The 26,745-nt window shown below is 63.5% G+C and carries 31 protein-coding genes, 2 tRNA genes and 1 pseudogene; 23 read left to right on the top strand and 11 right to left on the bottom strand.

Annotated elements, in window-relative coordinates; translation table 11 throughout:
- Nucleotides 1-20: 20 nt before the first annotated feature.
- From ACFXHA_RS12900 to ACFXHA_RS12890, 3 genes are all read right to left on the bottom strand, one after another.
- Nucleotides 21-926 (bottom strand): hypothetical protein, encoded by a 906-nt coding sequence (locus ACFXHA_RS12900; RefSeq protein ID WP_379356022.1) that lies wholly within the window; start codon nucleotides 924-926, stop codon nucleotides 21-23.
- Between the two features lie 82 nt (nucleotides 927-1,008).
- A complete protein-coding gene (locus ACFXHA_RS12895) occupies nucleotides 1,009-1,338 on the bottom strand; it encodes a hypothetical protein (protein ID WP_379356020.1) in 330 nt (109 codons plus the stop codon).
- An 83-nt stretch (nucleotides 1,339-1,421) separates the two neighbouring features.
- A complete protein-coding gene (locus ACFXHA_RS12890) occupies nucleotides 1,422-1,757 on the bottom strand; it encodes a hypothetical protein (RefSeq protein ID WP_379356019.1) in 336 nt (111 codons plus the stop codon).
- 342 nt (nucleotides 1,758-2,099) lie between these two features.
- Between ACFXHA_RS12890 and ACFXHA_RS12885 the strand changes: the two genes are divergently transcribed.
- Both ACFXHA_RS12885 and ACFXHA_RS12880 read left to right on the top strand, forming a co-directional pair.
- Nucleotides 2,100-2,990 carry a helix-turn-helix domain-containing protein gene (locus tag ACFXHA_RS12885; protein WP_379356017.1) on the top strand — a complete coding sequence of 297 codons (891 nt, stop codon included), beginning with the start codon at nucleotides 2,100-2,102 and terminating at the stop codon, nucleotides 2,988-2,990.
- Nucleotides 2,987-3,193 carry a DUF397 domain-containing protein gene (locus ACFXHA_RS12880; protein WP_379356015.1) on the top strand — a complete coding sequence of 69 codons (207 nt, stop codon included), beginning with the start codon at nucleotides 2,987-2,989 and terminating at the stop codon, nucleotides 3,191-3,193. The genes ACFXHA_RS12885 and ACFXHA_RS12880 overlap by 4 nt, the downstream gene beginning before the upstream one ends.
- On the opposite strand, the gene ACFXHA_RS12875 is transcribed toward ACFXHA_RS12880, so the two are convergent.
- Nucleotides 3,190-3,261: transfer RNA gene (locus ACFXHA_RS12875), tRNA-Gln, on the bottom strand. The genes ACFXHA_RS12880 and ACFXHA_RS12875 overlap by 4 nt on opposite strands.
- Before the next feature lie 8 nt (nucleotides 3,262-3,269).
- Nucleotides 3,270-3,346 (bottom strand) — tRNA-Arg (locus ACFXHA_RS12870).
- 226 nt (nucleotides 3,347-3,572) lie between these two features.
- On the opposite strand from ACFXHA_RS12870, the gene ACFXHA_RS12865 reads away from it, so the two are divergent.
- The gene (locus ACFXHA_RS12865) at nucleotides 3,573-3,704 is read left to right on the top strand and encodes a hypothetical protein (RefSeq protein WP_379356013.1); all 132 of its coding nucleotides are present in this window, start codon (nucleotides 3,573-3,575) and stop codon (nucleotides 3,702-3,704) included.
- Between the two features lie 51 nt (nucleotides 3,705-3,755).
- Here ACFXHA_RS12865 and ACFXHA_RS12860 read toward each other — a convergent pair whose 3' ends face one another.
- Both ACFXHA_RS12860 and ACFXHA_RS12855 read right to left on the bottom strand, forming a co-directional pair.
- Nucleotides 3,756-4,427 carry a TetR/AcrR family transcriptional regulator gene (locus tag ACFXHA_RS12860; RefSeq protein WP_379356011.1) on the bottom strand — a complete coding sequence of 224 codons (672 nt, stop codon included), beginning with the start codon at nucleotides 4,425-4,427 and terminating at the stop codon, nucleotides 3,756-3,758.
- A 5-nt stretch (nucleotides 4,428-4,432) separates the two neighbouring features.
- Nucleotides 4,433-4,831 carry a hypothetical protein gene (locus ACFXHA_RS12855; RefSeq protein ID WP_379356009.1) on the bottom strand — a complete coding sequence of 133 codons (399 nt, stop codon included), beginning with the start codon at nucleotides 4,829-4,831 and terminating at the stop codon, nucleotides 4,433-4,435.
- A gap of 145 nt (nucleotides 4,832-4,976) precedes the next feature.
- On the opposite strand from ACFXHA_RS12855, the gene ACFXHA_RS12850 reads away from it, so the two are divergent.
- On the top strand, nucleotides 4,977-5,357 hold the full coding sequence (locus ACFXHA_RS12850; protein ID WP_379356007.1) for a hypothetical protein: 381 nt from the start codon (nucleotides 4,977-4,979) through the stop codon (nucleotides 5,355-5,357).
- A gap of 439 nt (nucleotides 5,358-5,796) precedes the next feature.
- Here ACFXHA_RS12850 and ACFXHA_RS12845 read toward each other — a convergent pair whose 3' ends face one another.
- Entirely contained in the window at nucleotides 5,797-6,405 is a 609-nt protein-coding gene (locus ACFXHA_RS12845; protein WP_379356005.1) for a hypothetical protein, read from the bottom strand.
- A 253-nt stretch (nucleotides 6,406-6,658) separates the two neighbouring features.
- Between ACFXHA_RS12845 and ACFXHA_RS12840 the strand changes: the two genes are divergently transcribed.
- The 3 genes from ACFXHA_RS12840 (at nucleotide 6,659) to metG (ending at nucleotide 9,542) form a co-directional block, all read left to right on the top strand.
- Complete coding sequence (locus tag ACFXHA_RS12840) at nucleotides 6,659-7,111, top strand: hypothetical protein (protein WP_379356003.1); 453 nt, start codon at nucleotides 6,659-6,661, stop codon at nucleotides 7,109-7,111.
- Nucleotides 7,112-7,128: 17 nt separating this feature from the next.
- Nucleotides 7,129-7,443 carry a hypothetical protein gene (locus ACFXHA_RS12835; RefSeq protein WP_379356001.1) on the top strand — a complete coding sequence of 105 codons (315 nt, stop codon included), beginning with the start codon at nucleotides 7,129-7,131 and terminating at the stop codon, nucleotides 7,441-7,443.
- Between the two features lie 377 nt (nucleotides 7,444-7,820).
- Nucleotides 7,821-9,542: a methionine--tRNA ligase gene (gene metG, locus ACFXHA_RS12830; protein WP_379355999.1), complete on the top strand. Its 1,722-nt coding sequence runs from the start codon at nucleotides 7,821-7,823 to the stop codon at nucleotides 9,540-9,542.
- Nucleotides 9,543-9,595: 53 nt separating this feature from the next.
- Here metG and ACFXHA_RS12825 read toward each other — a convergent pair whose 3' ends face one another.
- Entirely contained in the window at nucleotides 9,596-10,030 is a 435-nt protein-coding gene (locus ACFXHA_RS12825) for a GH-E family nuclease (protein WP_379355997.1), read from the bottom strand.
- 329 nt (nucleotides 10,031-10,359) lie between these two features.
- Here ACFXHA_RS12825 and ACFXHA_RS12820 point away from each other — a divergent pair, with 329 nt between their 5' ends.
- A complete protein-coding gene (locus ACFXHA_RS12820) occupies nucleotides 10,360-11,190 on the top strand; it encodes an SDR family oxidoreductase (protein ID WP_379355995.1) in 831 nt (276 codons plus the stop codon).
- Between the two features lie 175 nt (nucleotides 11,191-11,365).
- On the opposite strand, the gene ACFXHA_RS12815 is transcribed toward ACFXHA_RS12820, so the two are convergent.
- The gene (locus tag ACFXHA_RS12815) at nucleotides 11,366-12,211 is read right to left on the bottom strand and encodes a DUF1963 domain-containing protein (protein ID WP_379355993.1); all 846 of its coding nucleotides are present in this window, start codon (nucleotides 12,209-12,211) and stop codon (nucleotides 11,366-11,368) included.
- A 328-nt stretch (nucleotides 12,212-12,539) separates the two neighbouring features.
- Here ACFXHA_RS12815 and ACFXHA_RS12810 point away from each other — a divergent pair, with 328 nt between their 5' ends.
- Entirely contained in the window at nucleotides 12,540-13,127 is a 588-nt protein-coding gene (locus ACFXHA_RS12810; RefSeq protein WP_379355991.1) for an ATP-grasp domain-containing protein, read from the top strand.
- A 765-nt stretch (nucleotides 13,128-13,892) separates the two neighbouring features.
- On the opposite strand, the gene ACFXHA_RS12805 is transcribed toward ACFXHA_RS12810, so the two are convergent.
- Nucleotides 13,893-14,198, bottom strand: coding sequence for a hypothetical protein (locus ACFXHA_RS12805; RefSeq protein ID WP_379355989.1), 306 nt, complete (start codon nucleotides 14,196-14,198; stop codon nucleotides 13,893-13,895).
- 263 nt (nucleotides 14,199-14,461) lie between these two features.
- Between ACFXHA_RS12805 and ACFXHA_RS12800 the strand changes: the two genes are divergently transcribed.
- The 14 genes and pseudogenes from ACFXHA_RS12800 (at nucleotide 14,462) to ACFXHA_RS12735 (ending at nucleotide 26,687) form a co-directional block, all read left to right on the top strand.
- Nucleotides 14,462-15,103 (top strand): TetR/AcrR family transcriptional regulator, encoded by a 642-nt coding sequence (locus tag ACFXHA_RS12800; protein WP_379355987.1) that lies wholly within the window; start codon nucleotides 14,462-14,464, stop codon nucleotides 15,101-15,103.
- Between the two features lie 3 nt (nucleotides 15,104-15,106).
- Nucleotides 15,107-16,723, top strand: coding sequence for a GMC family oxidoreductase (locus ACFXHA_RS12795; RefSeq protein WP_379355985.1), 1,617 nt, complete (start codon nucleotides 15,107-15,109; stop codon nucleotides 16,721-16,723).
- Nucleotides 16,720-18,177, top strand: a complete 1,458-nt coding sequence (locus ACFXHA_RS12790; protein ID WP_379355983.1) for a flavin-containing monooxygenase — start codon at nucleotides 16,720-16,722, stop codon at nucleotides 18,175-18,177. The genes ACFXHA_RS12795 and ACFXHA_RS12790 overlap by 4 nt, the downstream gene beginning before the upstream one ends.
- A 631-nt stretch (nucleotides 18,178-18,808) precedes the next feature.
- The gene (locus tag ACFXHA_RS12785) at nucleotides 18,809-19,564 is read left to right on the top strand and encodes a hypothetical protein (RefSeq protein ID WP_379355981.1); all 756 of its coding nucleotides are present in this window, start codon (nucleotides 18,809-18,811) and stop codon (nucleotides 19,562-19,564) included.
- Between the two features lie 95 nt (nucleotides 19,565-19,659).
- On the top strand, nucleotides 19,660-20,064 hold the full coding sequence (locus tag ACFXHA_RS12780) for a hypothetical protein (protein ID WP_379355979.1): 405 nt from the start codon (nucleotides 19,660-19,662) through the stop codon (nucleotides 20,062-20,064).
- Between the two features lie 239 nt (nucleotides 20,065-20,303).
- A complete protein-coding gene (locus ACFXHA_RS12775; protein WP_379355977.1) occupies nucleotides 20,304-21,134 on the top strand; it encodes a haloalkane dehalogenase in 831 nt (276 codons plus the stop codon).
- Nucleotides 21,135-21,225: 91 nt separating this feature from the next.
- Nucleotides 21,226-21,636 (top strand): hypothetical protein, encoded by a 411-nt coding sequence (locus tag ACFXHA_RS12770; RefSeq protein WP_379355975.1) that lies wholly within the window; start codon nucleotides 21,226-21,228, stop codon nucleotides 21,634-21,636.
- Nucleotides 21,629-21,772: a hypothetical protein gene (locus ACFXHA_RS12765; RefSeq protein ID WP_379355973.1), complete on the top strand. Its 144-nt coding sequence runs from the start codon at nucleotides 21,629-21,631 to the stop codon at nucleotides 21,770-21,772. The genes ACFXHA_RS12770 and ACFXHA_RS12765 overlap by 8 nt, the downstream gene beginning before the upstream one ends.
- Before the next feature lie 38 nt (nucleotides 21,773-21,810).
- A pseudogene (locus ACFXHA_RS12760) lies at nucleotides 21,811-22,565 on the top strand (SDR family oxidoreductase).
- Nucleotides 22,566-22,600: 35 nt separating this feature from the next.
- Nucleotides 22,601-22,987 carry a hypothetical protein gene (locus ACFXHA_RS12755; protein ID WP_379355971.1) on the top strand — a complete coding sequence of 129 codons (387 nt, stop codon included), beginning with the start codon at nucleotides 22,601-22,603 and terminating at the stop codon, nucleotides 22,985-22,987.
- Nucleotides 22,988-23,210: 223 nt separating this feature from the next.
- On the top strand, nucleotides 23,211-23,408 hold the full coding sequence (locus tag ACFXHA_RS12750; RefSeq protein ID WP_379355969.1) for a hypothetical protein: 198 nt from the start codon (nucleotides 23,211-23,213) through the stop codon (nucleotides 23,406-23,408).
- Complete coding sequence (locus ACFXHA_RS12745) at nucleotides 23,392-23,547, top strand: hypothetical protein (protein WP_379355967.1); 156 nt, start codon at nucleotides 23,392-23,394, stop codon at nucleotides 23,545-23,547. Before ACFXHA_RS12750 ends, ACFXHA_RS12745 begins: the two co-directional genes overlap by 17 nt.
- Before the next feature lie 225 nt (nucleotides 23,548-23,772).
- Entirely contained in the window at nucleotides 23,773-24,693 is a 921-nt protein-coding gene (locus tag ACFXHA_RS12740) for a LysR family transcriptional regulator (RefSeq protein ID WP_379355965.1), read from the top strand.
- A gap of 386 nt (nucleotides 24,694-25,079) precedes the next feature.
- Nucleotides 25,080-26,687 carry a CDGSH iron-sulfur domain-containing protein gene (locus ACFXHA_RS12735; protein WP_379355963.1) on the top strand — a complete coding sequence of 536 codons (1,608 nt, stop codon included), beginning with the start codon at nucleotides 25,080-25,082 and terminating at the stop codon, nucleotides 26,685-26,687.
- Nucleotides 26,688-26,745: the final 58 nt, after the last annotated feature.

Genomic DNA, 26,745 nt, shown 5'->3' with positions numbered 1-26,745 from the left:
CGGCTCGACGCCGGATCCGATCAGGGGATCGTGTCGATGCGAATGCCTTCGCCGGCGGCGAGCTCGTTCAACCGGATCAACCGGTCGGCGGACACGAAGGTGACGGCAAAGTCGTCACCCTCCGTGACAAAGGAAACCAGCGTGACCCCGAGACCGGCGCAGTGTTCGCCGACACGATTGAGCAAGACTTCGGTGACATCGCCCGGATGCCACTCGGCCGCGGTCGCGAGGAATTCGGGGAACCACTCCCACGACAGATCCCTCGGGTGGAACAGCGAGCGCTGCAACCTCTCTCGGATGTCCTGGGGGTCCTGCTTCCAGTAAAACTGTGCGAATACGCCGATCCCGCCGTGACTACAGTCGCCGAGGCAATCGAGCAGTCGACTCCACGCACCGAAACCCCGATCCGTCGCGGGATCCCGGAGCGCGTATCGCACAGTGTCGACCAGCCACAGATGATCGCTCAGTAGCGCTTCGGCGATCGCAGGCAGCGAATTCGGCTCGCCATCGGCCGATGGCGAGCCGACTCCTCGCAGTTGATCGAACGGCACCTGCCAGTCATTGCATTCGACCCATCCATCCAGCCGCAGATCCGTCGGCGAGGCAACGCCGAACACCTCGCGCAGGATTCCCACTGACTCCCAGGCGATTTCGCGGTAGTCGTTCGGCCCCGGTCGCTGGATCGAAAGCCACCAGTTGTCATCGGAATCTGGTATATACCAACCACGTTCGTGCAGGTACTGCCGTCCCGGGTCGGTGATGTCATCACACACGAGGATGTTGAGGTAATGACCTCCTGAGCCCTCGCCCTTGCTGAAATCCAGAAACCTATTGCCTGATCTGAGGATCAAGGCAGTGTAGATGGGGCACCGGCACAACACTCCCGCAAGATTTGTCGCGAACGTATCCCATTCCTGGCTACTCACCGAGATCCTCCGAACCCAACTCGCTTGCTCCGCACCATGATCGCAGTGCCCACCGACAACGATCCGATGCGGCACCAGGACGCTAGCGGGAAGGGTCGAAGGCCCGAAGCTGTTCATCCCAGACGATTTCATGGTCGTCCACCGTCACGAGCCACTCGGCATCGGGCACATGGCGTCGAATATGTGTGAGCAGAACCGACCAGCGGTGGATAGCGTCCCAGGCGGCCGCGGTTTTCGGGAGCTGTAGCCAGCGGGAGAAGATGGTGCCCGGCTCCCGCGCACCATCATCGTCGATCGAGTACGGTTCCTTGCCCTTCTCCGCGATCGCTTCGAGCCCCCGATCGATCTCCGCGATCTCACCGACTTCCAGCGGTCGCTCACGCGTCGCGCTGAAGTACATCGCCATCCCCATGGCCGCGCCTCCCTTTCGTCCCGGCCAGCGTATCCGCATGCCCCGACAGTGCATTCCGTGGACGAACGACCCACGGCCACTATTCAGTTCGCCGGTGTCGCGTACCTGCGAACGGTTTCCTCGACCGGTTGCCGACTGGGGCGGGTGTCGAATGGTTCTGCACCGTCGAGGATTTCGTCGAGTATCTCGGCTCGATCCAGAGTGGCCGGAATGCGGTGCGCCTCCCGTGCACTCACCACCACCGCCAGCAGAACCGTGGCATAGACGCGTGAGCGGGGCACCGTCAATCGCCACCCGCAACGCTCCATATCGCGGATCCTTGCTTCCACCGCCTCGAGGACGTCCTGAATGACCTGCAACTCGACCTGTCCGAGATCATCGCAAGGCATGGCGGCCACCCAATCCCGCTGTGCCGTCACCGAAGAACGCCATCGCGAGCAGTGTCATGCCATACCGCCACGCACTCGGTCGCCGTCTCCGATGTTGCGTGGGACGCCGCCGCCCACCGCTCCCGCCACTCCTACGTTCCGATTCGATTCGCGCACTGATGGCCCGAACCGACCACGGGTTCTCGCTGGACATCGCGATCTCCTCCCTGTCGCTGCTGTGCCACCAGAACATCATCGGAAGTTCGCAGGTCCCAGCGAAATCGGACCTTCCGAACAGGATTGGTCCGAAACGCCAGGATGGGGTCCGTGCCCGGCGTACCGTCTGTTCCGCGATGGTGTCTGCTCCGTTCCGGAAATGCCGAGGATGCGAACATGGCCGATGACGAAGAACCGTCCACGCTGCCGCGGCGACAGCTCGGGCGATTTCTACGGGAAGCCCGTGAGGGGCGCGGGTTCTCGATGGATCGTGCGGCGAATCTGGTGGAGTTGAGTAAGACCGCGCTCCATCGGATCGAGACAGGCGGCGTGAAGAAGATGCGCGTCCGCGATATCCGCGCCCTGTGCGAATTGTACGAAGTGGACGAGGCTGACACGGCGCGCGCCGTCGAGTTGGCCGAGCAGGCACGAACCCCATCCTGGTACACCGCTTTCAGCGGGCTCTACAGCGACGCGACCTTCAACATGTACGTCGGGCTGGCGGCATCCGCACACCGTCTGATCGCCTATCACGAGATGGTCCTGGGGTTGGTGCAGACGGCCGATTACGCCAGGACTCTGATCAGCGCGTTCTATCGGGACGGCAGTACCGAGGACATCGACCGCCGTGTCGAGTTGCGCCTGAAAAGGCAGACGATCATCACCCGCAAGGTGGAGCCGGTGAAACTCGAGCTGATGCTCCATGAATCGGCTCTCCACCGGGTCGTCGGCAGTCCGCGAATCATGGCCGCCCAACTGCGGCATCTGGCCGAGATCGGCACTCTTCCCAACGTTTCCGTGCGCATCCAACCGTTCGCCAGTGGCTACGCGTGGGGAATTCTGCACGGCCCGTTCGTGATTCTGGACTTCGGCGACGATCCGCGTGGTCATCGCATCGAACCGCCGCTCGTCTACTGCGAAGGCAATGGCAAACTTGACCTTTACCTCGAGCATGCCGACGACGTGCAGCGCTACATTGACATTGCCTCGGCGGTCCGTCGCACCGCATTGGACGAGCCCCGCACACGAGACCTGCTCAGGCAGGTGGCAAGGAGTTATCAAGCATGAGCACCGATCTGGCGGGAGCGGCCTGGTTCAAGAGCAGTCATAGCGGCGGTCAGACCGACTGCGTCGAGGTGGCGTGGGTTGGGGAAGCTGCTGTCGGCGTGCGTGATTCGAAGAACTCCGCCGGCCCCGCCTTGGTCTTCACCCCCGGCCAGTGGGATTCGTTCGTCGGCGGGGTTGCGGCCGGAACGTTCGATCATTGCTGAAGCGCCAGGATTCGAACCTGAACTGACAGAATCAGAATCTGCCGTGCTGCCGTTTACACCACGCTTCATCGAGGGTTGGTATGCCCGGGAGGAATCGAACCTCCAGCCTTCTCCTTCGTAGGGAGACGCTCTGTCCAGTTGAGCTACGGGCACAGGGCTCCACGCGGATGTCGGCGTTGACATCGGCTCGGCACTGAGGTGCGCGGAGCAAGATCGGTTGGTTACGTCGTTGTGGGGCAACAGCATCCACACGAGACTGTGCGGGCATCGGCTGTGACGCCATTCGTCGTCGAACTGCACGCGGTGGCTACTGTGCTGTGCCAGAAATGAGAGCGGGCCGCTCCTGCGAATGCGAGGAAGCGGCCCTGAAAGGTCTGCGATGGTCGAGACCTCAGTGGCAGCTCCGTGCGCCGGCGCGTACTCGGAGGAAGCGGCGCTGGCCGAGAGTGAACTGCTGCTGGTTGCGCATCGTCGCGGGGCCGCCTTCCTGTTGTCGTGGCCGTGGTCTTGAAGTCAAAGTAGCAGTGGGTTCCGAAGCGGTAAAGCGATTTTCGGTTGGCACCTACTTGCCGAGGTCGTCGATGAGATCCAGGGCCGGGTAGAGGACGGCGCGCAGGGGCCGGAGTCGCGACAGCGCGACGATGCGTTCGACGAGTGGCGCGACCCGGCGGATCAGCAGTCGGGTGCGTTCTTGGTCGGGGCTGCGGTCGTGAACCCAGAACAGGACGACGCCCATATGGGCCAGCCACAGCAGATTCGGTAGCTCGGCCATCAGCCGCTTGTCACCCTTGACCTCATTGCCGATGACCAGGTCGCGCATGATGGCGGTGGCTGACGCTCGGGCGGGCTGGCTTTCGTCACTGAAGGGACTGAGCGGGCTGGTGGGTTCGGCGGCGCTGGCGAAGAACTTGCCACCGAACTCGTGGTAGGGCGCGGCGATATCGACGAACGTCAGTTCCATCGTCTGCCAGCGGGCGGCGAGCGAGTCGCCGCGGGCCGTCTGCTCGAGCTGCCGCGCGTGCAGATCCTGAATGTGCTGGTAGAAGCCCTGAACCAAATACTCTTTGGACTTGAAGTAGTAGTAGGCGTTCCCGACGCTGACGCCGGCTTCGCTCGCGATCGCGCGCATGGTGGTCTTCGTATAGCCGTTCTGCTCGAACAGCCGCAGGGCGGCGTCGATGATCTGCTGGCGAGTTTCCTCGCCGCGCGCGGTCGCGGGCTCGGGGCGGGTCATGCGGGTCAGGCTAGCGTGGCCGCGCCGGCCGGAACCGCAGCGACGACGCCCTGCTTCTCCTGATGGCGGCTACGACGGATCTTGTTCAGAGCGATCAGGTTTGCAAAGTGCATCCCACCGAGCACCAGCAACACCATCCCAAGCTTCGACGCCAGTTCCTCGATAGCGGCCCGCGTATCCACAACCGGCCCACTGATCCGCAAGGCCACCGCCACAAACCCCGCATTCACAAGCCAGAACCCGATAACCAGCAGATGATTCACAACCTCGGCAAGCTCACTGTCCCCGTTCATAACATCCACCAGAAACCGTGCCCCGGTCCGATGCAGCGTCCGCGCCACCCAGAACGTGACAGCCAAGCTGATAGTCGCGTATGCCCCGTAAGTAACGACGACGAAGTCCATTATCCCAACTCCTCAACTATTTGAACGTGTTCAAAACGAAGGCTAACCCGCCAGTTGAACATGTTCAAGTGTGACGGTCGCCGCTCGTCGGGCGGTTCGAGCCGGCAATTGGCGCGAGAGCCTTCAATCGTTCATCCTGGTGCCGGTGGACTCGGATCACCTGGTCGAGATCGACCTGTCGGATGACGAACGTGATGTGCTGCGTTGCGGGCTGAACGAGTGGGGCGGGCCCGCTCGTTGCAGTGACGCGCTCGCGGTGGCCATGGACTTCGAAAGCGTGGCCGACCTGTACGAACAAGGGCGTCGACTGCGTTCGGCGTTGATCGCAAACGAGCCACTGAGTGCTCGCGATTGGCGGCGCTCGCTGCTGGCAACCGAGTTCGTCTTCGCCAGCGACGTTTTCGGATCCGGCCTGGATTGGTCGATCACCACAGGTTTCTCGGACGAGCAGACCATCGCGATCCTCCGGGGCCTGCAGCGGAAGTTGGGCCGTGCCCTACGACAAGCGCTGTACGGCCATCGCTGACCGCACCGCACCCGTATTCCTTCGGGTGGCCCGTCAGCGACAAGATCAGGGAGCTGTCAGCGAGGGAAAGCGGACAAAATTCCGCAGTGAGTACTCCCTGATCTTGATGGCGCACACGCGGGGACGCCGGATCAACCGGCCGTGGCTATTCGGGACTGGGCGAACGCACGGAATTGCCGAATGCCGAGTGGCACAAAAAGCAGGACAAACCGGGCCAAACCCCTCCAGAATGTGCCACTCGGCGACGAAATATCGTCCGTTGCTGGCGATTACGATGCTGGTGTCGGCGGGAGGGGTGGGGGTCGGCCGGATGCCGGAGCGTCCTAGTCTGCCGCTGCCCGCGCGGTTCGAAGCGGTCAACGCGGTCTTGTGGAAGACCGACGGCCCGAGGCAACTCGGGCCGTTCTGGTGTCCGCACACGCCGATGGCAGCGCGGGGGTCAAGGACATCCGTTGGTGAGTAGGAAGTAGAAGATGTCACCGCGGAAGATGAAGCTGGCCGAGTCATTAGGTCCGCCATCGAAGTAGGCGGGGTCCGAGCCTCCATCCTGCTGGTCGTAGTAATGAGTCGAGGCGAGGAAGTTCGGTTGCACCGCAACGAAGGACCAACCGGCCGGGGACGGCCCGAACAGCTGACGTTCGAAGTCACGAATAAACTCGCGCGCCTGGCTTGCTGTTCGGTGCCGTCCATACGGGCTGAATGCCGTGCACAACATCCAGAGCAATCGTGCTTCGAACTGGGATGCGTCCATCGGGGAGCAAGTCAGCTCGAATCCCTCCTGCAGCAGCCTGGATTTGTCTGCCGCCGCACTGTCGGCCATCGACTGAAGGATCCACCAATTACGGTTGCGATCGGCTTCGAGCATGGCTGAGCTGAACACTGCCGATCGGAGGAATAACTCAAGTACTGCCGCGCCTTCGTGTTCGTCAGTGATGGGGGAGTCGGTTCGGATCTTCAGCAACAGTGTGTTGCTGTTCATCACCTGGTCCACCGCACTCAGAAACCGATCCACCGCCGGGTGTTCCAGCTCGCTCCCCAAAGACTGCATGGCCCCTATCTTCGTGGCTCAATCGCCATCCACGCTGAACGACCCTCCGTCACACATCCGCACATGCCGCATCCCGCGCTGATCGGAGTGGCCGCGATGCGCTCCGAAGGTTACTGCGGCAAGCCCATCTCGGCCGGCCGAATGCACGGACGTGCCGATAGCATGTCGCCGGTGGTACATGCGAGTGCCACGTCAAATGCGCACGACGGGAATGGGATACGGGCTCGAATGGTGATTCGAGGCCGGGGTGGTCATGACAGATTGGCGTGAGTTCACCGATCGACTCGCTGAGCAGGTGGCCACGTTCCCCGAGAATGCGGTCGTGGATATCGGTTGCTTCCGGTGGCCGACATCCGACCGTCTAGTGCAGATAGCGCAGTTCGGCGACTGTCTGTGGGCGATAGTTCTGGAGCTGCCGCTCGTTGGCGCTTCGGTCTCCCTCGGTTCCGGCCCGGAGCTGATGTCGGCTGTGGGCTGGCAACCGCCAGGAAACCCCGACCATGGAACTTGCTGGTGGATCGAGTTGCCATGGCCGGTATCGGTACTGATCCACGGGCAATTGGCGAAAATGATCGTCACAGGTCTTCGAGACTTTCACTGCATCCCGAATGCCTCAACGTTGGCGTACGACGCCTGGGATCTCGACACGAGCGAGCGCGCCATCGATCTGCCTCTTCTGGGCATACCCGCCCGATTACTGTCATGAGACGAATTTTGCTCACCGTGAACGGGCAACTCGACCAGATACGGCTGGATGCATTGCGTGATGCCTTGGGGCTGACCGGAATTGGATCGGCGACCGACCCGAGCCGTACGGTGTTGGGCGCTCGCTCCGGTGGCGGCCGATCGACTCCGGCGGTGGCACTGACTCTCCTCCGAAGCGATGCGGACGCTTGGTGGATCTTGATCGACGAGTCGACGAGGACGATCAACGGCGAATATCCAGCCTCGCCTGAGGCATGGCGTGGCCTAGCCGAAATCGCCGTCCGCGCAGCAGGACTGACCATCGACGATCGTAAGGAACTCCCAAGCCTGTAACCGGATCAAGACTGACCGGCTGTGACCGGGCTCAGCAACACCTCACGCAGCCACCCGATCACGGTCAGCAAAACGCACGCTATTGCCGCTTACAAGGTTGTTCGGTCTGGCCACCGGTGGACTGTCACCGCCACGAGCAACCTCCCTTGAATTCAACCCGTATGCCTTCGGGTGGGCCGGCAGCGACAAGATCAGGGAGTTTGTCAGCGAGGGGAAGCGGACAAAATTCCGCAGTGAGTGCTCCCTGATCTTGATGGCGCACGCGCATCCGGGGCTAAAGAATTTCCGCAGGTAACGGTGCATGAGTAGTATCCGTCAAGCGGTCGGGGGCCTTATTGTCCCGGCGTCGTAGAGCGGATCGAGGGGGAAACGCCGTCATGCCAAGGCATCTCATCACCAGCGCCCTGCCCTACATCAATGGGGTCAAACACCTGGGCAATCTGGTGGGGTCGATGCTGCCTGCGGACGTGTATGCCCGCTATCTCAGGGCTCGCGGGCATGAGGTGCTTTTTGTCTGCGCCACCGACGAACACGGCACGCCGGCCGAATTGGCCGCTGCAGCTGCAGGATTGAGCGTCTCGGAGTTCTGCGCCCAGGCGCACGCCACGCAGAAGGCGATCTATGACGACTTCGGACTGTCGTTCGATGTGTTCGGCCGGACTTCCTCACCGCAGAACTTCGAGATCACCCAGCATTTCGCCCGCAAGCTGTTGGAGAACGGGTTCATCGAACAGCGACCGGTTACCCAGGTGTACTCGCCCACCGATGGGCGGTTCCTGCCCGACCGCTACGTCACCGGCACCTGTCCGCACTGCGGCTACGAGCGGGCGCGTGGCGACCAGTGCGAGAACTGCACGCGCCTGCTGGATCCGACCGACCTGGTGGATCCACGCTCGGCGATCAGCGGCTCGGCCGATCTCGAGGTCCGCGAAACCGATCATCTGTTCCTGCTGCAATCCAAGCTGCAACCCGAGGTAGAGGATTGGATCGACCGGGTGAGTGGCAGCTGGCCGCACTTGGCCACTTCGATCGCGCGCAAGTGGCTCAGCGAGGGCCTGAGAGATCGTGCGATCACCCGCGATCTGGACTGGGGTGTGCCCGTTCCTGCCGATACCTGGCCGGATCTTGCGGCGGCCGGGAAGGTCTTCTACGTCTGGTTCGACGCCCCGATCGGATATCTGGCCGCCACCAAGGAATGGTCCGATGCCGATCCGGGTGGGCGGGACTGGAAAGACTGGTGGTTCAACGCGCACGACGTGCGATACACCGAGTTCATGGGCAAGGACAATGTCCCGTTTCACACGGTCATGTTCCCCGCCACCGAACTTGGCGTGCGTGAGCCGTGGAAGATGGTCGACTACATCAAGTCGTTCTCCTGGCTGAACTACTACGGCGGGAAGTTCTCCACCTCTGAGCATCGCGGCATCTTCACCGACGACGCACTGGCCATGCTGCCCGCGGACTACTGGCGTTACTTCATGATCGGCAACGCTCCCGAGTCCGACGATGTCAGCTTCACGTGGGAGCTGTTCGCGGCGCAAACGAACAAGGATCTCGCGGATGTGTTGGGAAACTTCGTCAACCGCGTGCTGACGTTCTGTGTCAAGCGATTCGGTGAGCAGCTGCCCGAGGGCTCACCCGCAGGCGACGCCGAACGCGAACTGGGCCACCGGCTCTCACGGCTGCTCGCTGATTACGAAACCCACCTCGAGGCGATCGAACTCCGCAAGGCGACCGCGACCCTTCGAAGCATGTGGAGCCTGGCCAACGAATACATCAACGACCGTGCACCGTGGATCCAGATCAAGACCGACCCGGACGCCGCAGCACTCACGCTACGCACGGCCGCAAACCTCATCTTCCTGTTCGCGATGATCTCCGCACCGATTATTCCGACCACGGCCGCGACTCTCCGGGGCCTTTGGCGGCAAAGCGAACCCAACGTCGCCGGAATCGACTGGCCGGACTGTGCCGACGTCGAATCCCTCGCCTGGCTGCGCGCGGGAACCGAATTCACCGTGCCGCCGGTGCTGTTCACAAAAGTTTCGGATGACCAGGTGGCGTCATGGCGCGAGCAGTTCGGCTCCGACAACAAGTAGCGCGGCCGCCAGGCGGGGGTGTCTCTTTGGCTTCGGCCCGATCGTGATTCGCTCTACTCCCAATCGTGGCTGGCGTTGCAGGATCGGCATTCCAGCCGCAGGTTGTTCAGGTTGTTGTATGCCGCTTTGGCTTCGGCCGGGGTGGTCACGGCCGCGAACTTGAGGTGGTCCCGCCATTTCTGGACGTGACCCAGTTCGATGCCGCTCTCGCTACACCCGTGGCCGCAGGTACCGCACTGGTAGATCCGCATCTGCGTGGTCGGATTCCACGGATCGGTCACCGGCAGGAATTTGTGGTTGGTGAGCATGAAGATCCGGGTGTCCCGGGTGACACGCAGCTGACTGGGATCGGTGTACCAGGCCGGCCTCGCCAAGGCGCCGACATAGGCGTCCACGGTGGCCTGCACGATTGCGGCGTCCGGAACCCAAACGACATCGAATGAAATGCCCTCGGGCAGCGCGATCTGATTTTGGTAGCTAGCCTTCATCGGCCCGCCCCTTCTCGAAGAGTATCTAGAAGGGTGGGTGCGCGCGTTCCCACCAACTGCCCATGATACTTGTGCCACAACCCAATTCGAGGCAATTTGACCCGGAGAGGCCCCGGCGCCAGACGCTGAGCAACTCGGAAAGATCAAGGCGCCGAGCTATTTTCGCCCGCATCGGACCCGCACACGCAGTGTTGATGCCTGCTGCTGTGAACGCACTGGATGGACGGTATCGAGGTCGTGGCCTATCGAACGTGGCCGCGCCTGTGTCCGCAAGATCGATCCGAGTCGATGCTTGACCTCAACATTAGTTCAGGTTGCAGGATCGAGTCATGATTCTGGTAACCGGTGCAACAGGCAAGGTCGGCCGCGCAGCCGTCAACCAACTACACGAGGCAGGCGTCGATGTCCGCGCACTGGTTCGTCGCCCGGAGGCGGTGGATCTTCCGCCAGGTGTAGAGGTCGTTCGCGGCGATCTGTCGGACCCGGGCAGTCTGGATGCCGCATTGGACGGAGTGCACGCGGTGTTCCTGGTGTGGCCGACGCTGGAAGCGGACACGGTCGCGCGGGCCGTGATTCGGCGGCTGGCCGAGCAGGCGCGCCACATTGTCTACCTTTCTGCCAGGGGTGCCGACGAACGGGTTGGCGCGGTGCTCGGTTCGCACGGCTATCTCGAGCGGCTCATCGAGGAATCGGGGGTGGGCTGGACGTTCGTGCGCGCAGGCGGTTTCGCGGGCAACGACCTCGGCTGGGCGGAGTCGATCCGTGCGGAAGGTGTTGTGCGCGAGCACTACGACGAATGGGCCAGGTCGGTGATCCACGAGCGGGACATCGCCGCGGTGGGCGTCGGGGCACTGCTCGAGGGTCGCACCGGCACCGTCTACGAGGTGACCGGCCCCGAGTCCCTGACCGCCCCGCAGCGGGCGCGGATCATCGCCGACACGCTCGGGGTGCCGGTGCGATTCGAGAAAATGCCCCGGGAACAGATGCGTGCGGCGATGTCTACTTGGATGCCAGTCGACCACGTGGACAAGGCCCTGCTGGACATGGACGAGCTGACCGCGCAGCCAGAGCCGGTCCTCCCCACCGTCGCCGAGGTTACCGGTGCACCCGCACACACATACCGAGACTGGGTCAACGACCACCTTGCCGATTTCCGCTGAGCCCCAGCACATTCGCCGCTCTCCCCGAGCTACGATGCGTGCCGGCTGCCTGAATCGACATCAAGTGTCCAAGTAGCCGCATACCTCGCTGGTGGAACCAGCCAGCGTGGGGTATCCGTTTCTGCCGATCGTCGCTTGGCACCGCGGTCGAGTCTTCGGGGGCAGATTTGGCTGTTCAGTAGCTTTCCCAGTGAACGCTGACCTTCGTGAAGTCGTGCACGGCCAGATCCTGTGGCGTGATGAAGCAGTAAAGAGTGCCGAAGTCTCCCCATCCCATGTTGATTTCGGGATCGGTGTCGAACTGGGCGAGCAGCAGCGGACCTGACGGTTCGAAGTCATGGTAGAAGTGTCGTTCGGCGGCGGTCCCTGGCAGCAGGCCGCGGTCGCGTTGTCCCTGGATCTCGTTGGCCCAGCCGCCGAGCTGGTGCCAGGCCCAGGAATGGGTGAAGAATGCCTCGCCGAACGCTTCGAATCCTTCGTATACCTCGTCGTCGTGGTCGTTTCCGTCGAGTAGGTTCTCTTCGAACCACTGTGCGTCGGGAATGGTTTCGACCACCGCGTAGGTCATGTCGACACGACTGATGATGCCGTTACGTTCGGCGAGATCCGTCGGCAAGGGCGCCTCGTTGAGGGCCACGTCGTGAGGGAAGTACAGGCAAGCCCCGGCCCAGCCATTCGTATCTCCGAAGACCGAGATCGTCCCGGAGGCAGGCAGATTCACATCCAGCTTCGGCAGAGTGGCGAGATCTATGGTGGCGACGTGCTGGTCGTGACCGTGATCGGCTCCAGGCCAAGCGAATCCGTCCGGTAACTGCGGCAGACCACCGAAATAGCCGATGACCGAGTCATCCTCGCGAGCGTGCCGCAGCCGCAACCCTTCACGGACGGTCAGCTCGATCTCGGAGTGGAATTCTTCGGGGATGTGCAGTCGCATCAAGGCGCGGAGGTCGGGCTCGTTCACGGCATCGATCGTGCCAGCACTACCCGACAAACCCAACGAGAACCACTCGCCGAATACCACGGTGCGACTGTAGCTATCGCAGCTGACATGCACTCAACTGCCGCGAAGCGCGCTGACCGGGCGTGGTCGTCATTCCCGAATCACAGACTGACCCAACCTGATTGCGGCGTGCTCTCGCATTCAGCGCGAATAGCATCGTGCCATGCGACCGCAATGGCTCATCGATCTCCATGAGGAATTCCCCGGATCCGCTCTCGTCGCGGCCGCGCTCGACGATGCCCTGATTATTCAATCGCGCGATGCGATGACGGGACGCTGGCCGGTCGTCGGAGACGGCCGGCCGATCGTCGGGTACGGGACTATGCCCACGATGAGAAGTCTCCGTCGCGTGCCTCGGCTCGGAGAAGCGGTCTTCGACGATTACACGATGCTGCGCTGCTCGTTCTACTACCGGCACGTCTACGACCTCCTTGGACGCACCGCCGTCTTCGTGCCGTTCTCGGCGGTTGCCGGTCTACCGCTGCGACGCATGTTCGACAGCGACCAGGTCTTCATCCGCAGCGATACGAACTACAAGCTGTTCCCCGCAGGCGTGCATGCCATCACGGAGCTGTGGCACTGGCTCGAGACTTACGACCAGTACCGAGACGAGCTCGTCGTCGTGTCCGAGGTGGTGCCCTTCGAAAGCGAGTACCGCTGCTTCTGCCGCCACGGCCGCTTCGTCTGCGGAAGTTCCTATCCGATCGAGCCGTATCTCCCCGTCCCCGATCACGTTCGTGGCTTCGCGGAAATAGCAGCGCAGCGGCTACTCGCTCAGGGTTGCACCATGCTCACCGTCGATATCGGCGTCGGCCCCGATGGCGTACTTCGCCTCGTCGAACTCGGCGGCGTGAACAGCTGGGGCATCTACGGATCCGACGTCGGCGACTTCATCGCCGCGATGGAAGCCGAGGCCCTCGCCCGCGCAGACACGTAGTGCCGGATCCGTTGCATTTTTCGCAGATCGAGCGACGCGGGATCCTCCTCGTGATGAGGCCAGTTCGGAATGCAAGCTCATGCCGCCGGTCGTACCGACCAACGCCACCGCCTGGAAGATCAACGGGGCCAGGCCATCCGATGCCGGCGGATCGCACGTACATGCCGAATATCGAGTGGCACAAAAACGAAGACAAACCAGACGAAACCCCTTCGGGATGTGCCACTCGGCGACGAGATATGTGCCGTTGCTGGCGATTACAACGTTGGTGGTGGAGGGAGAGGCGAGGTCGATTGAGGTTCGGGCGTCCTGCATTGCCGCTGATCGTTCGGTTGGGAGCCGGGGCAACCTAGTCCGGTTGACTTGCTCCTGCCTGACCTGCAAGTGTCGGATATACGGGAGGGCGACGTCCATATTCGCGACATCGCGTAGCGATCGGCGCAGGGGTATCGCGCTCAACGCATTTGATCGCGGCTTAGGCGGCGGAGATAAGCGAGACCGCGCCGTAGGCGGCCGAGCGGATGGTGGCCTTGTCCTGGTCGGTCAGGTTCAGAGTGGCGGACATGGTGTGCTCCTTCGAAAGCTGTTGTGGCAGTAGCTCGGAGCCGGTGTTGGCTCGGGCCTGCTTTGTTCGATGGGCATACTTTGTCCGCCGCGACTGACACCCCGCTGATGTCGACCTGACAGAGCCGCTGACACAGCTTTGGCAACCGTTTCAGGCCGATCTCGAAGTGGTTCGGCGGATGGGTCGCCGGAGTAGGCGCGCTAGGTTTGAAGTAGCACTCTCGGATTCGGATTCTCACGTCTCCGCAAGGTCGGATCGTCATTGACGGTAAAGGGCATCAGTCTCCCTATTTCTCCGCTTTGCTTATAGACAACAGTCGCCCTACCACCAAAAGTCAGGAATGAATCATCGCCATTGATCAACCATTCTCGTGCGCCGATGACGACTAGATAGTAGTCGTCTGTCTCCGCGATCATGCGATCGTCGATGCAGAATGTGCCATGGGTCCACGTTGGCTGCACGGTCCGATAGACAATTTCGCAGGCTTGCTCATGTGTGATGCTCATGCGTTGCTCCGTGCGTCGATGTCGAAAATATTCAATCACGCCTTTTGGTTCCGCCGCGGAGTCTCCGAGGTGGCCTGGGGCCGAGTCACTCCGTGAACACTCGTCGGGGCATGGGGTCGAGATTCGTTGTGGCAAGGGGAGGTCCCGGTCACCGAGATAGTCGCCGACCCGTGACGTGATGCGCGGTTGCGCTCGAATGTTCATGTCCCCCAATAATCTTCGGCCTATTGACATTTAGAGACCGATTGGTTGCAATCTGCTGTGTGACCGAGAACCAGCATGTGCGCCGGACCCAGGCGGAGCGCACGGCATCCACGAAGGCGGCGTTGGTGGATGCGACGATCGCGACTATCGCCGAGATCGGCTACTACCGTGCTTCGCTCGGCGAGATCTGTGCCCGGGCAGGGGTATCCAAGGGCGGGTTGTTCCGTCACTTCGATTCGCGGCTCGCGCTGGTTGTCGAAGTTGCCGAAGAGGTCGGTCGTCGGCACCTTGCGGGCTTTCGCGCTCTCGGTGACGCGCCCGTCGGGGAGATGCTCGCGTTGACGCGAAGCCAGTCGCGAGCGGAGATCAATGCGGTCTGGTTCGAATTGCTGGTCGCCGCTCGCACGGACGGCGAGTTGCGTGAGCAGCTCACGCCGGTGGCGGCCCGGCTCTACGCTGCCGTCGACGAGCTCGCGGTGGTGCCCTCATCGGGCGCGGGAGTCGATCCCGCAGTGCTGCGGTTGATGGGCACGTCGCTGGTGCACATGTTCGACGGAGAGGCCGTCCTTCGCGAAGTCTTGCCGCGGCCGGAGCTCGAGGACGCTCGTTTGCAGGCTGTGATCGAGCTGAGCAATGCCCTTGTCGCGCTTCGCCGTAACTACCCGTCCGTCGCCATCGAGCGATCCGACAAGGAGAAGTAATCCATGGCAAGAGAATTCCCGCACGACACATCTGCGGATTACATCGTGGTCGGCGGCGGCAGCGCCGGAGCGGCCGTGGCACGTCGGATCGCTGATGCCGGTGCCGAGGTCCTGCTGCTGGAAGCGGGCGGCCGCAACGACTCCCGGCTCGTCCGGGTTCCGGGCATGGTCGGGGCGATGCATGGGGTCGGCGCGCTGCAGCGCAGTGTCACCTGGCAGCCGCGCACCAGCCCGCAGCCGAATGCCGCCGGACGCCGGGTATCGCAGATGCACGGGCGCGGACTGGGTGGCGGCAGCGCTGTCAACGGGATGATCTGGTCCCGCGGGCACCACAAGAACTACGACGACTGGGCGGCGGCCGGTTGCGTCGGCTGGAGTCACGCGGACGTGCTGCCGATCTTCAAGCGCATGGAGTCGTTCGAGGACGGCGCGAACGACTACCGCGGCGGCTCGGGCCCGATCGGCGTCACTCGTGCACGCAATCTCGCCGAGGTGACCGAAGCCTTCCTCGACACGCTCGCCACGACGGCCGGAGTCGCCCACAACGCCGACTACAACGCGGCCGAACAGGAGGGCGTCTCGGTCGCCCAATGGAACGCGGCCGGCGGACGTCGGCAGAGCTCGGCGGAGGCCTACCTGCGCGGTGCACCGCCGAACCTGCGGGTGCGGACGGGTGCGCACGTCACGCGGATCCTGATCGACAAAGGCTCCGCCGTCGGCGTCGAAGTCGCTACCAAGCGAGGCACGGAACGTCTTGTCGCGCACCAGGAAGTCATCGTGACCGCCGGTTCGTTCCGCACCGCTCAACTGCTCATGCTCTCCGGCATCGGACCGGCCGCACACTTGGCCGAACACGGGATCCCGGTACTCGGTGATCTGCCGGTGGGGGAGGGATTGCAAGATCACGCCGTTGTCCCGGTGGTCTACAACGTGACCGAAGGCCCGATCCTCGGTCCGGCGAAATTCGTTGCCGCGATGGCCAAGGAGCGCCTGCGGGCGAATTCGACCTTCCTGGCAGGCTCGTACATGGAGGGTATTGCTCACCTCAGGTCGGAGTTCGCGGACGCCGTTCCCGATCTGCAGTTGTTCGCGACTCCGCTTGGCCGCCGCGGCCCCGATGCCACGATCCCGGGAGTTCACCCCGATATCGACGGCGCCTGCTTCACGGTCTATCTGGTGCTGCTGTATCCGGAGAGCTCGGGCACGGTTCGGCTGGCCTCGCGCGATCCGCATGCCGCGCCTGTGATCGACCCTCGCTACCTGAGCGCAGCCGCGGATCTTGACGTGCTGATGTCGGGACTGGAGATCGTCCGCGAGGCGATGGCACATCCGGGAGCCGCTTCCTACGTCCGCGCCGAAGTAGCGCCCGGCCGCGCCGGCACCACGCCCGCCCGAGAGGACGCCCGCCGTCGGATTTCGAGCGTCTATCACCCGACCGGCACGTGTCGGATGGGCGTGGACGATCGAGCCGTGGTCGACCCCGAATTGAAGGTGCGCGGCATCGAGCGGCTGCGCGTCGCCGACGCATCGGTGATGCCGTCCATTCCCGGCGGCAACACCAACGCGCCGTCGATCATGATCGGCGAGCGCGCCGCCCAACTGGTCCTGGAGGACGCATGACACCCCTGTTCGAGGTTGCCGTGATCGGCGCCGGCATCTCCGGTCTCGGCACCGCGATCAAGCTGCGCGAGGCGGGGATCACCGACTTCGTGGTGCTGGAGAAGGCCGACAGTGTCGGCGGAGTGTGGCGAGACAACACCTATCCGGGGTGCGCGGTCGACATCCCGTCGATCGCCTACTCGTATTCCTTTGCGCCCCACGATGACTGGAGTCGAAAGTTCGCGCCGCAGCCGGAGATCCTGTCCTATCTGAGCGAGACCGCGGACCGCTTCCGCGTCACCGAGCATCTGCGTCTCGGGGTCGAGGTGTTCGAGGCGAGCTGGGACGAGCCGCAGCGATGCTGGGTGTTGGACACCAGCGGCGGCGAGATCCGTGCCCGTTCGCTCGTCGCCGCCGCCGGACCATGGCATGAGCCGAGCCTGCCCGCCATCGACGGCCTCGACTCCTTCCCAGGCCCGGTGTTCCACACCTCGCGCTGGGATCATGACGTCGATCTGACCGGACAGCGGGTGGCGATCGTCGGAACCGGAGCCTCGGCGATCCAAGTGGTGCCGAGCATTGCCGAGCAGGTCACCGAACTCCATGTCCTGCAACGGACTCCGCAGTGGGTGGTGCCCAAGATGGAGCCTGCGCGGTCCCGGATCGTGCGCCGCCTGGGTCTGCATCGGCTGGGGTGCGTGCACGAATTCAACCGTCGGCGTGAGGAACTGATTCTCGAGTTCACCAATATCGCGTTCAACCATCGCTGGGGGCAGGCGGCCTTCAAATGGCTAGGGCGCCAGAACATCCGGTCGGCCATCGATGACCCCGCGTTGCGTGCCGCCCTCACGCCCGAGTGGTCGGTCGGCTGCAAACGGCTGTTGATGTCGAGTGACTACTACCCGGCGCTCGCGCGCCCGAATGTCTCGGTTGTCTCGACCGGCCTGACCGCCGTTCGCGGGAATACCCTTATCGGCGAAGACAATTCCAAGACCGAGGTCGATATCGTGATCATGGCGACCGGATTCAAGATCCTCGACATGCCGATCGCGGGCAAGGTCAGGGGCAGCGACGGACGCAGTCTGTCCGAGCATTGGGCCGGCAGCCCACAGGCGTACCTCGGGACCACGGTGCCCGGCTTTCCGAACCTCTACATCCTTTTCGGGCCCAACGTGTCGGCCGTCGCGTCGGGGTTCCTGATCGTCGAATCCCAACTGCAGCAGGTGATTCAGGCACTGGCTCATCTGCGGCACAGCGGCGCGGTATCCCTGGAAGTCCGGGCAAACGTGATGCGCCAGTTCAACAACGACGTCCAAGCCGCACTACAGAGCACGGTCTACAACTCAGGCGGATGCCGCAGCTACTACTTCGACGAGAACGGCCGCAACGGCTTCTCCTGGCCCTGGTCGGCACGTCGCCTCCGCCGCATGACCGCACGCTTCAACCCAACGGACTACATCGTGACGCGAGCGTGAGCACATCCTCGAGCGCCCGGCTCCCCCGACTCTCGGACCTATCACCAACCCCCAAGCGTTACTTGCTTTTTGGCGGTGGTGCTCTTCCGTCGCGATCATTCAATGGGCGGTGTTGCAACCAAAGGCGTCGCTGGCTGCAGGGAGCGATTTCGGGCGACTCTGCGAAAAAGCCCCCAAGACGCCAGCGAGGGAGGCTGGACCTTGGGGGCGTTCTCAACCCGCTACACGCTTCGTCTAGCGAGGGGTAGGGATGCCGGCAGAGCCGGTCAGCGGCACGATGCCGTTCCCGAACAGCTTGAGCAGCAGGGTTCCCAGTTCAATTCCTGTGGACATCAGGTTGGTTCCTCTCGATTGTGGTGCCTTGGCGCGCCGCCGACTTGCTGATTGTTCGCGATCGCTGCCACTTTGAGATCGGTACTCATGTCTGATCTCTGTTGTCGACCGTATGGTGTGGGAATTTGCCTCACAATCGGTCATCTGTCCTAGGTGATTGCCTAGTTGCTGGCAACTTGCAGGTTGGTGCTCGTGGAAGTGGGGCTCGCTGCGGGTGGCATCATGACCTGCAGCGATGTCCCTGACCGGGAGGCGTGGGGACGCGACGATACGCGTTGACGACGAAGGGATTCTGCCGGTGACAGCGCCCTACTACCTGGCCGCTTGCTGCGCGGCGACGGTTGCGGTCGCGGTGCGTCTGCCGGGCTGGCGGCGTGATCCGGGAACCCGCCCGATGACCTCGGCAATGGCCGGTTTCGCGATCTTCGCGATTCTCAGAATCCGGGGTGTTCTGGACTTTATCGGTGACACCGCGCCCGGTCACAATCTGGGAGCCCTCGCCAGTGAACTGGTCGCCATCGCGACCTCCCGCCTGCTCTGCGTGCATGTCGCCGGGCAGGCATGGGGGCGACGTGATCTCGTGCCTTGGATCGGTGCCGCCGCCGCGATTGCCGCCCTCGGTGTCGTCGGTTCCTTCGCTGCATCAGACGCGCCGACGACGCCGACGCGTCTGATCGGCGACCTGGGCGGCTGGGCTCAGGCGTACGCGACCATCGGCGGATCCGTGACGGTGATCGCCAACGGGACAGTCCTCGGTACGGTGCTGTACGCCGCACGCCACGGCTGGGCAGGGTTCGCCCGTACCGACCGGATCGCGCTCTCGCTTCTGGGCGTTGCCGCGGTATTCGGAATCATCTGGGGCGCCAACCGTATCGTCCGAATCTGGGTACCTGCCGTCTACGGGTTCTCGTCGCGGGTCACGCTTTCCTTGGGCGTCGCCACGGTCTTCGCGTACTCGGCCTACGCGATTCTGAACTATTGGCTGACCGCTCGGCGTGATCGCCGGGTGCGAAGGCAGCAGGAGGGCGCACAGTACGGCTGGCAGGAGTCCTAGGATCGCGCACTTCTGCGGCACGGTTCAGCTTTGATCGGCTGTTTTCACAGGTGAGCACCGGCGGAATGCCGCAAAACTGCGACTAGACTCTGCGCATGCGCACGAGGTTCCAGGGCTGGTTGAAGCAGATCTCAGGCGGTATGAGCGAGCTGGCGATCGCCAAGCGGATGGGTGTCAACCCCAGCACGGTGAACCGGCACCTGTTCGACCCCAAGAAGGCGCCGGTCGCGCAGACGGTCATCGATTTCTGTGTCACCTTCGGTGTGAACCCGGCGGAAGGCCTGATCGAGGCCGGGCTGGCACCGGCGGAAATGTTCACCCTGCCCATGGTCGACGATCGATCCAGTATCGGTGAGGCGCTGCATGCGGCGACGAACAGTCAACTCGTCCAAGAGCTTTCACGTCGACTGCTGGATACGGAACATCGTGACGAGGCGCAGTCGGAGGCCCGCGCCTCCCGCTCCCGTCCGGAACGGGTAGCGCGCGGCCTCTTGTCGTAGTCCCCAGCTCCGAAGCGGGGGAGCGAGCCCGATCCGCCGTTCTCGGCAAACCGGCTCGCCAAGACCGGCGGGCACTTAGGACATCTGACGGATACCGCCTCTGGCCAGGCCTTCCTACCGTGAGGTGACGGATTCGTCCGGCGGCGGCATCGGGCAGCTTCGACATCGAGGGGTTGTCGTAGTTGAGCTCATCGATGTCGTCGTATCTCTGTTCCCGATCGAAGTTCGGAGTCACCGTTATGCCCGCAGTCGAGGTCCTGGACTCGACCATCTACTACGAACAGGCCCCTGGCGGTACTCGGTTCGTATTTCTGCACGGCAATCCTGCGTCCTCGCATATGTGGCGCGAAATCCTGCCGACCCTCGGCGGTTTTGCTCCCGACCTGATCGGCATGGGTCGTTCGGGCAAACCCGAAATCGACTACACCTTCGCCGACCATGCCCGCTACCTCGATGCCTGGTTCGACGCGCTCGAACTTGACGATGTCGTGCTGGTCGGGCACGACTGGGGTGGCGTGCTCGCCTTCGACTGGGCCGCACGCCATCCCGAAAGAGTCCGGGCCGTAGCCTTTTTCGAGACCATCGTGCGGCCGCTCTCCTGGAGTGAGCTCGGCGAAGGACCGCGTCAACGGTCCGAGGCGATGCGCTCGTCCAAGGGCGAGGAGTTGGTGCTCGACACGAACTTCTTCATCGAGACCGCCTACACGGGCGGAGTGCTGCATCCACTCGATACCGAGCAACTGGCCCCCTATCTGCGGCCGTATCCGACACGCGAGAGCCGAAAGCCGGTCCTGCACTGGGCACGTTCCATCCCGCTGGATGGTGACCCTGTCGATGTCACGGAGGCCGTGACTGCCTACGACGAATGGCTGGCCGCCAGCCCGCAGATCCCGAAATTGCTGCTGACCTTCGATACCTCGCCCACGTTGCTGATCACCCCGGAAACGGCAGCGTGGTGCACTGAAAACATCGCCGCGTTGACCGTCGAACACATCGGGCCGGCCGGCCACCACGCTACCGAGGATCAGCCCGGGGCCATTGCTGACGCCATCGCACGTTGGTGCCCGTAGTTCGCACGTACTCCAAGCGAAATCTGTTGATTTCCAGCCTATTTCATACCTCGCGCTGCCGGAACTCGGTGGCCGTAGACAGGACTCGCCAATGACTGTTCCGTTGAACCCTTCGATTGTCGGCCAAGCAGAAAAGGTGCACACGGTGATTCTGTCGCGCGCCTTGGCGGGTACGGGTCTGGATGAGACACAGTGGATCACTCTCAACCAGTCCATCGCCATCGATCCGGCCGACCGCACCGCGCTGCTGGCCCACGTTGTCAGTGCCACGAAATTCGATGCCGCCCTTGTTGAATCCGCTATCTCCCGCCTCAACGAGCGGGATCTGCTCGAGGGTGCCCAGCCCACCGAGCTCGGCCGCACACTGGTGACCGATGTGCGGGCGAGTCTGGCACCCATCCTGGCTCGCGCCTACGGCCAGGTGTCCGACGAAGACAGCCGCACCGCATCCAAGGTCTTGATCACCATCACCGCGGCGCTCTCGCAAGAACTCGGTGCATGACACGTTCCGCAGGAATAGCGAACGCCGACTCACCGCTGTCGGCGACTCCCAGGCACTCGTCGCCATGGCGGTCGGAGGCAAAGCCGGCGTCCCTGCCGACCCGGACAAGAAGCTGCCGCTGCGCTGGGCCGAGTGACCCGTCGCCCGCGGCATCGAACCGAGAACGAGGAAGAAATGAGTTACGACAACCTTTCCGGCCGTACCGCCGTCGTCGCCGGTGCCGCCAGCGGCATGGGTGAGGCCACCGCCCTGCTCCTTGCCCGCCACGGCGCTCGGGTCGCATTGCTCGCCCGTCGCGCGGATCGACTGGTAGCACTAGCCGACAAGATCGCGGCGGAACCGCGCTGTCGGTCATGGTCGACGTCACCGATCCCGAAAGCGTCGGACGTGCGGCGGAAAAGGTGCACGCGGTTTTCGGGCCGGTCGATCTGGTGGTGAATTCGGCGGGGGTCATGCTGCCCAATCCGATCGACGCCGGTCGTGAAGACGAATGGACTCGCATGCTCGACACCAATGTGGCTGGGCGCCTGCGCATAATTCGTGCTTTCATTCCGGACCTGGTGGCCGCGGCGGACGCCGGCTACGCAGCCGACCTGGTGAATATTTCTTCCATAGGTGCGCACGTCCTCTTCCCCACCTATGCCGTGTACGGGGCCACCCAAGCCGCCATCACCCAACTGTCCGCGACGTTGCGCACCGAACTGGGCCCCCGAAAGGTCCGCGTCACCAACATCGAACCGGGCCTGACCGATACCGAATTGGGCAGCCACATCGATAACACTGAGCTCAGCAGCCAGCTGGATGGCATGTACACGGCCATGGAAGCGCTGCACGCCGACGATGTCGCCGACCTGATCGCCTATATCACCAGCCGCCCCGCGCGCGTCAATCTGCGCCAGGCCATCGTGCTGCCGACCCAGCAAGTCTGACAGCTGTTGGTTCGAAGCGAAGAAGGGAAATGCCGATGCGGAGAACACTTTTCGCCGCGATTACGCTGGTGGCTGCTACCGTTGGGCTCACTGCGGTTGCTGGTACGGCGGGCGCGGTCGACGACAAGGCGACCTGCGCCGCCGTCGACGTGGCGTGGACCGATTTGGTCGAGCGGACCGCAGCGCTCGGCGGCAGGGGCTCGATTGCGGACTTGCGGCTGATTTACGCCGACACCGCAGCGGAATTCGACGCAGCCGCGGCAGTCGCGGACCGGGGCGCACTGAAGGACGCACTCTATATCGCTGCGGTACAGCTGAATCGACTCGCCACTGCGGAGGGCCTCGACGAGGCCGACGGGGTGACGCGGGACGCTGCATTCACCGCTGCCATGGACGCGGTCGGGACACCCTGCGGATTCTGATCTCGCCCGCGATCCGGGTCCGTCGACTCCCGATCCAGTCGCACTCGATCGAGAGCTCGTACGTCGAAATCCCTGACGTTCACAACAACAGCCGAAAGCTAAGGTGCATGACCGAATTCGACAACCCCACCGGTGAGCGGCGCGTCTCTGTGCTCGCGCGGTATGTGCTCGGGAGGTTCGGAACCGTCCGACGCAGGCTCGTAGCGCGACTGGAGATTCCATCGTGAGCGACTCGCGCGAGGTGCCGGATCCGCGCAATCCTCTGGTCTCGGTGTCGGTGGTTGTCTCGGCCGTGGTCTCGGTGGTCGTGCTGGCGTTCATGCTCTGGGCGTGGAGTAAAGGCTACGATCTGCGCCCCAACTCGACGCCCGGCCGCGTTGCGCCGATGGAGAACGGATACTCCGATGTTCAGCCCCGGTGATGTCGTCCGCTTCAAGCCGAGCGGAGAGACCTACATCGTCGAGTTCCATGCAGCGATGTCGGTAGTGGTGTCGCGCCCAATGTGCAATGGCCGTTGCGAGATCCTCGAAACCGTCCCGGAACGACTGATCGCCTTGTAGCGGGGCCGTCGTTGTGGGCAAGGTCCGCGCCGAATCCGGCGCGATACTGCAAGCCGCCTACGGTGCGGTCGCAATCCCGAAAGACTTTGCCGATGAATAGGATTCGCAACCTACCGGCGAACCCGGCGACCAGCAACAGGAGATCCGAATGACTGTTTCCGCGAGCCCCGCGATCGGCGGCCTCGAGCGGGAACGGGATGTGTTCTGTGGCAATGAATCGAGTTAGTGACTGTGGAACGCTACGAGATCGAGGCATTCCTCGCGGTGGCCGACCATCTGCACTTCGGACGTGCCGCTGAACAACTCCATGTGACATCCGGGCGGATAACCCAGACGATACAGCGACTGGAGCGCCGCCTCGGCGCGCGACTCTTCGACCGCACCACGCGCCGGGTCGCGCTGACCCGAATCGGGCAGCAATTGCTCACCGATCTGCGGCCCGGTTACGACCAGATCCACCGAGCGATCCAGCGTGCCACCGATGCCGGCCGCGGCTTCGAGGGTCGATTGTCCGTGGGCTTCCTCGGGGCCGCCGCCGGGCAACTGACGTATTCGGCAGGCCGCGAATTTCTTTCGCTCTCGCCGGAAACCGATTTCGACATCTGCGAGGTGCGCATGTCCGACGGTATCGACGGTTGGCTCGGCGAGGAGCGCGACATGGTTCTGGTCGATAGGCCCTTGGTGGATCCCGCGCTGACTCTCGGTCCGGTGCTGATCAGCGAGCGGCGCATGCTGGCGATCTCGACTCGACATCCGCTGGCCGCACGCACGGCCATCGACTTCGAGGATCTCGCGCAGGTGCGGCTCCTGCGAGTACCCGAGGCCTGGCCCGCCGCACTCGCGGCAGATCGCAATCCGCGCCGAACTCCGAACGGTCGCCCGATCTCTCATGGTAAGCGCGCCAACACGTTCGAGGAGATGGTGGCGTTGGCCAGTGCAGGAGAGGGCGGGTTCCTGGTCGGCGGTAGCGCGGCCACGCTCCATCAACGGCCGTGTGTCACGTATCTCCCGGTGCTCGACGGCGCACCGATCGAGTTGGGCCTGGTATGGCGAACATCGCACGAGACCAACAAGATTCGGACGTTCAGCGAGATCGCTCTGTCGACCAGCCGGAGCAGCCCACACTGCGCGTCGCCGTCCTTCTGACCGGGGTAGGGGATCGTTCTCGATTGCTCAGTATCACTAAGGGATTGCTGAGCAATCGAGCATTGTTCCCACCTCGTTCGTTGGCCAACCTTCTCTGTGGGTCCACTCCGGATCCACCCACCGCACGATTTCTGCCCTCGGCGAAGCGGACGTCACCGGCCGCACACATCTGCAACGGTGTAATCAAGTAATCCTCATGCGGTTCGGTCCCGTTCGGGAGCGCCGAGTCTGAAATCTGGAGAGAGGCAACGACAGTGCACCAAGAGTTGGAATCTGTGCTGAACCGTGCCGTGTCGCTCGATCGTCGCCTGGCTCAGGCGATGGCGGACAGTCCGTCGGGAGATGCAGCACCACTGCGGAACTCGGTGATTCGTCCGCTGACTCAGGTGTACACGGCCTTGACCGGCCATCCGCCCGCATCGCCTGACTCCCCACTGGCAACCGACGAGAATGAGGAGATCGGCTCCGCGCTTTGGCAATTGGCATCCGATCTCACCCGACTGCGCGCTACGCCGGACGCACCCCCCGGCGTACAGGAAGCCACGGCCGCCTTGCAGCACTTGGCCGTATTGGCCGCCGAGGACCCCGACGCCCGGGTATCGGAGCTTGCGGCCCTGCAGAGTGAGCTGGATTCCTGCATCCAGGTCGCCCCGGATGGCCCGTACCTGGTCACCAATCCGGTCACCATCACGAACTGGCTCGGCGAGCCGCTACGCGCGCTGCCGCAGATGGCGTTGTGCCGTTGCGGCGCATCGGAAACCAAGCCGCTGTGCGACGGCAGCCACTCCCGCATCGAGTTCAACGGCGACAAGAACTCGCAACGGGTGCCCGACCAGCGTGACAGCTACGAAGGCACCGCCGTCACCGTGCTCGACAATCGCGGCCTGTGCGCGCATTCGGGGTTCTGCACCGACCGGCTTCCGACCGTATTCCGTGCCGGGGAAGACCCTTTCGTCGCACCCAGTGGTGGTCGCCAGGATGAGATCGAACGGGCGGTGCGTGCCTGTCCCTCCGGTGCACTGGGTTACGCCGTCGATGGGATGGACGCGGCGCCACCGCGCCGAGGGCCCGCCATCGAGGTATCCAAAGACGGCCCCTACCGTGTCACCGGCGGCATCCCCCTGGTGGACGGGGGGCCGCGCAATGCCGGAGCCTCGTCCGAGCACTACAGCCTGTGCCGCTGTGGTCATTCGCAGAACAAGCCATTCTGCAGCGGAATGCATTACTACGCAGGCTTTTCCGATCCGGCGCTCTCGGACGAGCCGACCCTGTTCGAGTGGGCCGGTGGCTTGCCCGCGCTGACTCGGATGACCCAGTACTTCTACACCAAGTACGTTCCCTCCGACCCTCTGCTCGGCCCGCTCTTCGCCCGAATGTCACCCGATCATCCAGAGCGAGTCGCGGCATGGCTCGCCGAAACCTTCGGCGGGCCCAAGCTGTACACCGAGCAGTACGGCGGCTACGACCACATGGTCGCCGAGCACGCCGGCAAGGCCCTCACCGAGGAATGGCGCGCTCGCTGGGCCCAACTGATCACCCGCGCGGCCGATGACGCGGGCCTGCCGACCGATCCGGAGTTTCGGGCCGCCTTCGTGTCCTACATCGAGTGGGGCTCGCGGATCGCGGTCGAGAACTCGCAGCCGGGAGCCACACCGCCACCCCATATGCCGATACCACGCTGGTGGTGGGTGTGCAATGCGACTCCGGGCGCACGCATCTCGGCACTTGCCGCCCCAGAGCCCGAATCTGCTGTCGCTCTCCCAACGCCCGAGTCGCCGCTGAGCTTCGCCCGTGACATCAAGCCGCTCTTCCGTGAAAGGGACCGCAAATCCATGAGTTTCGCCTTCGACCTGTGGTCTCACGCGGATGTCGCCACTCACGCGGAGGCCATTCTGCACCGGCTCGAACAGGGTTCGATGCCCTGCGACGGTGCCTGGCCTGCGGACCGTGTCGAGGTCTTCGCACGCTGGATCGCCGCGGACACACCCGAATAGCCGTCGCAGCCGTAACAAGCACCGGCCTCTACAACAACGTCGACGCCTACGCTCGGTA

Source organism: Nocardia sp. NPDC059240 (genome assembly GCF_042753865.1).
Classification (GTDB): Bacteria; Actinomycetota; Actinomycetes; order Mycobacteriales; family Mycobacteriaceae; genus Nocardia.
Note: the sequence above shows the minus strand (reverse complement) of the source record. Positions and strands in the feature narration are given on the sequence as shown.